This window comes from Pseudoalteromonas sp. SR41-8 (assembly GCF_014163915.1).
Taxonomy (GTDB): domain Bacteria; phylum Pseudomonadota; class Gammaproteobacteria; order Enterobacterales; family Alteromonadaceae; genus Pseudoalteromonas; species Pseudoalteromonas rhizosphaerae.
Window position 1 is genome coordinate 22,127 of sequence record NZ_JACJEE010000044.1, and the last position, 6,830, is coordinate 28,956.

At 41.5% G+C, this 6,830-nt stretch carries 3 protein-coding genes; all 3 read left to right on the forward strand.

What is annotated here, in order from left to right:
* Positions 1–8: 8 nt before the first annotated feature.
* The 3 genes from hslO to H5162_RS19690 all read left to right on the forward strand — a co-directional run bounded on the left by hslO (position 9) and on the right by H5162_RS19690 (position 6,279).
* The gene (gene hslO, locus H5162_RS19680) at positions 9–854 is read left to right on the forward strand and encodes an Hsp33 family molecular chaperone HslO (RefSeq protein WP_145242756.1); all 846 of its coding nucleotides are present in this window, start codon (positions 9–11) and stop codon (positions 852–854) included.
* A 265-nt stretch (positions 855–1,119) separates the two neighbouring features.
* On the forward strand, positions 1,120–2,658 hold the full coding sequence (locus H5162_RS19685) for a phosphoenolpyruvate carboxykinase (protein ID WP_182732552.1): 1,539 nt from the start codon (positions 1,120–1,122) through the stop codon (positions 2,656–2,658).
* A gap of 396 nt (positions 2,659–3,054) precedes the next feature.
* Positions 3,055–6,279, forward strand: coding sequence for a TonB-dependent receptor (locus tag H5162_RS19690; protein WP_182735804.1), 3,225 nt, complete (start codon positions 3,055–3,057; stop codon positions 6,277–6,279).
* The last annotated feature ends 551 nt before the right edge of the window (positions 6,280–6,830 follow it).

Sequence of the window (6,830 nt, forward strand, 5' to 3'; positions counted from 1 at the left end):
AGCCACTCATGCAACAAGATCTACTTCATCGTTATACATTTGATCAACTAGACGTCCGCGGCGAACTCGTACAAATAGAGCAAGCTTATAATGAAATGATTGCCGATCATAATTACCCCGTGCAAGTGCAAGCTTTATTGGGTGAGTTACTGGTCGCAACCTGCCTACTTACAGCTACATTAAAGTTTGAAGGTGATATAGCAGTACAACTGCAAGGTGATGGCCCCGTAAAATATGCGGTTATCAACGGTGATCATCAACAAAATATGCGTGGTATTGCCCGCCTGCAAGGTGAAGTAACAGGCTCAACCATCCAGGAACTAATCGGTAACGGTGTGATGGTACTGACAATCACACCAACTAAAGGTGAGCGTTATCAAGGTATAGTTCCGCTTGAGCATGACACCTTAGCAGCATGTCTTGAAGCCTACTTTGCACAATCAGAGCAACTACAAACACGTCTTTGGTTTGCAACTGACACAACACAAGGTCACGCGAAAGCTGCTGGTTTACTACTACAGGTGTTACCTGTAAATAAAGAAAAGTCGATTACTGACTTTACTCACCTTGAAGCACTCAGCAATACGATTAAAGCTGAAGAGTTGTTAGAGCTTGATGCTGCTACTGTCCTTACTCGACTTTATCATGAAGACAATCCGCGTGTTTACGAGCCGCAAGCAATCCAGTTTAAATGTGGTTGTAGTAGAGAAAAAACCATCACTGCGCTCGTTAATATAGGTCAACAAGCTTTATTAGATGACGTTATTGAAAATGGTGAGGTAAAAATTAGCTGCCATTATTGCTTAAAAGATTACATTTTTAATGAACAAGATGTGAAGAGTATTTTCAACTAACAACATCGTTCAAAAAACCAACAGAATTCAAGCCGCATTTTTTGCGGCTTTTTTGTGCGTAGAGATGATACCGGTGTCATGAATTTAATGATTTTTATGACACCGGTATCATTGAAATTATTCATGTTTTTTGCCAAATATATGTGTTTTTAGGCCTTTCATAGGCTCGAATATCCCTAATCCATCTGTTACTATAATTACAGCTTAAAGGGAAATAAGAACCCCAGAGCTATCCCGTTCAATCTCACACAATTTAGGTATAAACATGACTTCAAGCGCTACTCGTTTTGTCGATCTAACTGCAGCTGAACTTGTCGAACACGCGATCCGTCGCGGTGAAGGGACTTTAGCCGCCAATGGAGCTTTTGTTGCTAACACTGGTCGTCGTACTGGTCGTTCACCACAAGATCGTTTTATTGTTCAAGAACCAAGTACTGAAAATGAAATCCAGTGGGGTAATGTAAATCGCCCTTTCGATGCAGATAAATTTGACGCTTTATGGGCACGTGTTGAAGCACATGTGCAGAGCAACGACCACTTCATCTCTCACCTTGAAGTAGGCGCTGATCCAGAGCACTATTTACCTGTTGTTGTTACAACGGAAACTGCATGGCATCATATCTTTGCCAAAAATATGTTTATCGAACCTAAATCTTATAATGCATCTGATTTACCCCAATGGCAGGTAATGAATGTACCTTCATTTGTTTGTGACCCAGAACGTGATGGCACTAACAGTGATGGCACAGTAATTATCAACTTTGCACAACGTAAAGTATTGCTTGCAGGTATGCGTTATGCCGGTGAAATGAAAAAATCAATGTTCTCAGTGCAAAACTTTCTACTACCAGCGAAAGGCGTGCTACCAATGCACTGCTCAGCTAACGTAGGTGAAGCTGGCGATACAGCATTATTCTTTGGTCTATCTGGTACCGGTAAAACAACTTTATCAGCAGATCCAACTCGCTTTTTAATTGGTGATGACGAGCACGGCTGGGCACCTGGTAGTGTATTCAACATCGAAGGTGGTTGTTATGCTAAGTGTATCGACCTTTCACAAAAGAATGAGCCTGTTATCTGGGATGCAATCCGCTTTGGAACTATCCTAGAGAACGTTGTCCTTGATGAAAAAGGTATTCCTGATTTTCATGATACTAGCCTAACGCAAAATAGCCGCGCAGCTTATCCGCTTGAACACGTTGAAAAACGTAAAGTAGAGAACCGCGCAGGCGAGCCAAAAGCAGTGGTATTCTTAACCTGTGATGTAAGCGGCGTATTACCACCAGTATCAATCCTTAGCGAAGAAGCTGCAGCGTTTCATTTCCTAAGCGGTTACACAGCAAAAGTTGGCTCAACTGAAATTGGTTCTACCAGCGATATCGAATCAACATTCTCAACCTGTTTTGGTGCACCATTCTTCCCACGTCCAGCGGGTGTATACGCGGAGCTTCTAATGAAGCGTGTACGTGAATTTGGCGCCAAGGTATACCTAGTTAACACTGGTTGGACTGGCGGTCCTTACGGCACAGGTAAGCGTTTTGATATTCCAACTACCCGCGCTGTTGTTGATGCAATCGTATCAGGTAAACTGGCTGGCGTTGAAACTCAACATATTGATGTTTTAAACCTAGACGTACCAGTTGCAGTACCAGGCGTTAACAGCGAGCTACTTAACCCAATCAATACTTGGGAAGATAAAGCTAAATACGCTGAATATGCGGCCAAACTTGCAGCAGACTTCACTGAAAACTTCGCTAAATACGATGTATCAGATGAAATCAAAAATGCAGGACCTAAAGCTTAATAAGCTACTTTAGCCTCATAATTAAAACGCCAACCTCGAGTTGGCGTTTTTGATTTTAACCAGAAAATTAAATCCATCACTCTTACTACTAAACCTGAGTTATGGGTAATAACCCTATCTCCTGTCGCTATTTTCATATAACAATTATTATGGAATAACTACCCCCTTACATTTAAAAGAATGACTAATCCTTAGCTCCTGTTAAAAAGTAACCTTAAAAAACAAAATAAATGTTACTTTATTTCTTTTAATATGTTAAAAAAGTATTGCATTAATTTAAAGTAGTAACTAAAACTTGGCATATTAAGTAGCAATGCCGATCGAAAGGAGTAACTTTGCCCTCGTTAAAATGCAAGGTTACAACTGGTTATAAAAATAAGTAAAAGAGATTAAACCATGTCAAAATTAGTCATCGATAGCAATAAATACAACACTGGACGAACGAAAACTCGGCTTAGCCTTGCGATTTCATATGCATTACTAGGTCTTTGTCCACTGTTACTTACAGCTCAAACTTCGCAACAAAATGACAGCGATGTCAAACCTATTAATAAAGATGAATCAATTGAGGTTATAGAGGTCACGGGCATCCGTGGCAGTATCTATAGCGCACAAAACTTAAAGCGCTATGCTGATACCGTAAAGGATGTTATCACGGCATCAGATATTGGTGCACTGCCTGACAAATCAGTGACTGAGGCTCTCCAACGTGTTCCTGGGGTCACAATTGAACGCTTTGCATCTTCTAGTGATCCGAAGCATTATGCAGATGAGGGGACTGGTGTTCTTATTCGAGGCTTGGACCGGGTCCGCTCTGAAGTAAATGGCCGTGATGCATTTAGCGCAAATCCATCGGGTGGCCTAAGCTATGAGGACTTCCCCGCGGAGCTACTAGGAGCTGTAGAAGTAGTTAAGAACCAAACCGCGGATCTTATATCAGGAGGTATTGCTGGTACAGTCAACCTAATTACTCGCAAACCATTTGATTCCACAGACCGTATTATCTCTTTTAACGCAAAAGCTAATTACAGTGACTTTCGAGATGAGACAACTCCTTCTTTCTCCGCTCTGTTCTCTGATAACTGGGAAACTGATGCAGGTAAATTTGGCTTTCTTATTGCCGGATCACAATCTGAATATAAAACACGAGGTGATGGTATTGGTTTAGGTAATTTCCACTCCCGTGGCGATTCATTTATTCCCACTACTGATCAATGGGGTGGCATCATAGGTGTTGATCCAAGCTCGCCGGTTGATGGCCCTGCTTTACCCGGTCAACCTGCAGCGAGTGTTTGGCATGTTCCGGTTGCTATTCATATGAGTACAGCTACTAATGATCGTAAACGCACTGGCTTTACATCATCATTGCAATGGGCTAACAACGACGAAACTATAGTGGCCACCTTGGAACATATTAATTCAAGAGCCTCATTGGAGTGGAACGAACGCCAAATTGGACAAGCAGCTCAAGGCTTTAAAGGGTTTATGGGCTCATCTCAGAATTGGATGGATGATGCTGAAAATGGTTACCCATTAACCACTGAGAATGGATTCGTCACATCAGGTATTGCTTTAGGTGTAAGTCCTGAAACTCCTTTTTTCTATCGAAGTCGCTGGAACTATAACGAAAATACCGTTAAAGATACTTCATTCAAACTAACACTAAAACCAATTGATCGCCTGACGGTTGATTTCGATTACCAACACATAGACTCTGAAAAATCACTACAAAATTACAGTATGTCAGGTCAAACACGAGGTAATCATGTCCATGTAGTTTCGCCTTACTTCCTAGATATGCGCGGCTCTAGACCTTCTGTTGAATTTCTCAGTGACAATATTTTAACCGCAGGTTGGTCTCCTAATGAAGATTGGAATGGTCCTGTACCAAATCTATTTCTTGGTAGTGGCATGGAACAAATAGAGCATAATACAGCCAAAGCCAATAGTTTTAAATTAGATGTTAATTACGAACTCGATGGTACATTTACTAACATTAAATCTGGTATTTATCACTCAGACAAAGACTTGACTGTTCGCGACACCGCTTATGAAGGTTGGTCTGCAATCGGTACACCATGGGTACAAGATGACCGTAATGCAGCTTCTGCAGTTAATCGACCTGAATTATTTGAGCGTGTTGATTTCTCTGATTATTACAACGGTCAAGTACTGCAAGGTAATGTAAATAACTTCCTTTTTCCACGCATGGAATTAGTCAAAAATTATGCTGATTCGCTCCGCCAGGGCTGTAAAGACGGTTGGCATAATGCAACAAACAGCGCAGCAAACAACGGTATTTGTACGGGTACTTACGTCCCTTATACAGATAAGCCAAACCGTGTTGAAGGCCCTTATGCAGCTCATAATATCAGTGCAACAAACGAAAAACGCACCGAGTTTTATGTACGTGGCGACTTTGATTTTGTCGCGCAAGATATTCCAATAGTCGGTAATGTAGGTTTACGCTATGTAAACTACAAATTAGCCTCCACTGGCGCATTAGTGCAACCGCCGGTAAGTAAGCGCGGTGAACCTGGAACATCCTTAAATACAGTAATGCAGCAGCCAGAATACAAGCGCTATTATGATCTTGCTGGGGGTGAATCAACACTGAGCACAGTGGATGGTACTGATTACAGCACAATATTACCAAGCCTAAACCTAAGCATGGGTATTAGCGAAGACGTAGTGGTAAGATTTGGCATCTCAAAAGCCTTATTTTACCCAAGCCTAGTTGATGCACGGAACATCAGTATTATCAATCTAGACTATAATCGTCGCCTCCAAACACCTGGCGCAGACTATGATGAAACGAGTAACCCTGTTGTAGGAATCGATGATATAGAACTGACCGCATTATCGGGTAATCCTTACCTTAAACCTGAAACAGCAATAAATACCGATCTAACAACCGAATGGTATTTCGCGCCAGCAGGCTACGTTACTTTGGGGCTATTCCATAAAAAATTAGATAACATTATTCGCAATAGAACATTTGACCTTGACGTGACATACGGAACTGAAGAATACAACTTATCTGCATATGGTCCTGCCAATACTGGCTCTGGTACACTGCGCGGTGCTGAATTTTCATACTCTCAATTCTACGATATGCTGCCAGGCGCTTGGGGTGGTTTAGGTTTACAATTAAACTATACCTTCATAGACCAGAGTGGTTTAGAAGATCCTAACGAAATCTCAAATGGAACATTAGGATTCGATGAAAATGGTAACCCTATCGCTGATAACCGTAACACTTTCCGTGTGTTCAGTGGGCTACCTCTGCAAGGGTATTCAGACCAAAACTTAAATATTATCGGTATGTATGAATACGAAAAGGTTTCTTTTCGTCTAGCCTATACGTGGCGCTCTGAATATTTATTAACCCTACGCGAATCTGAAGAATATGTACCAGCTTATGCTGAGGCTTCAGGTATGATGGATGCCAGCTTATACTACACCATTAATGATCATTGGAAAGTAGGTGTTGAAGCGAGTAATTTACTCGAGACTGAAACCAAAACTAAATATCAAATGGATCAAGCGGGCACTAAAACTCAGGCGTTGAACTTCACGACAGATCGACGCTTTGCACTTAGCGTTCGAGCAACTTTCTAGAAGCTAAATACTAAAACGCGTAGCAGCAAGACTACGCGTTTTTATTCCAAAGCTTTCGCTAATTTATCTATCACTTATAGAGGTTACAGGTTTGCCTGTTACTTATAAAAAACACTAGTTTGCCTTCTATTTATAAAGAGTGCGAGTTGACTAGTTTCTCATGATTAAAAATAGCAGTGCACGCATCTCAAAAGGTTAACGCTGTCTTCCTCACCAACTCACTCATTCACTTTACTGCTGATGTAAAAAGCCCGACTATTACTAGTCGGGCTTTCTAAATTTGAAGCCATGGTGTGCTGCGCAGTAGGATGTCGTAGTGCCCACGGCGGTAAAAAGTCACATAGCAATCTTATTCTTTTCCTTTAACCTATTACCTTTCACCTCGAACCTTCTTTTTAATTTATTCCAGACAACAAAAAACCCGTTACATCGCTGTAACGGGTTTCTCTTATTTGGAGCCTGGCAATGTCCTACTTTCACATAGCAAATGCTACACTATCATCGGCGCTGTTTCGTTTCACTACTGAGTTCGGCATGGGGTCAGGTGGGTC